This window comes from Vibrio sp. 811, from assembly GCF_033339195.1.
Map to the genome: position 1 here is coordinate 1 of NZ_JAWOUB010000506.1, position 647 is coordinate 647.

Annotated in this window: 1 protein-coding gene; it reads left to right on the plus strand. The window is 44.5% G+C overall.

What is annotated here, in order from left to right:
* On the plus strand, positions 1–647 hold a 647-nt coding region (locus R7Q46_RS27755; protein WP_318078370.1), incomplete at both ends, for a cation transporter.

A 647-nucleotide genomic window follows, 5' to 3' on the forward strand; every position in this document is an offset into this window, starting at 1 on the left:
TCCATTTGGTAAAGCGGTACTCGAACCTATCGTTATTGCGATTAAAGCGGCCGTGATTCTTGTTGTTGTGTGTTTTTCGCTTTACTCAGCGATCTCTGCATTGATGACTGGGGGTCGTGAGGTTGATACCTCAATCGCGACTATCTTTGGTCTCGTGAACGTTATCGGTTGTGGTTACGCTTGGTGGTTTATGGCGAAAAAAAGTCGTCGTTTCTCATCAGGTCTGATCGATGCGGAGAAAAAACAATGGCAAATGGATACGCTATTAAGCGTGGCAGTTACTGTTGGTTTTATCGCTGCATGGCTAGTATCTCTTACCCCATTCGCGCATTACGCAGTCTACGCGGACCCAATGATGATGCTACTTATGGGCTTCTACTTCCTAAAAGTACCATTTGATATGTTGTGTGGCGCATTACGTGAGTTACTAATGATGACACCAAGCAAAGAGCTTTGTCAGGTTGTTGGTAACGACGTTTTAGAAATTGAAAAAGTATCTGACCATCAGCTAAAGCTGGCTGGCATAACGAAGGTTGGTCAAGAGCTTCGCGTGAACATTGATCTACACGTTGATGATGACATGATTGAACTCGACACTCTTGAACAAACTCGAAAACAGCTAACCACGCGTCTGTCGAAGCACAGAT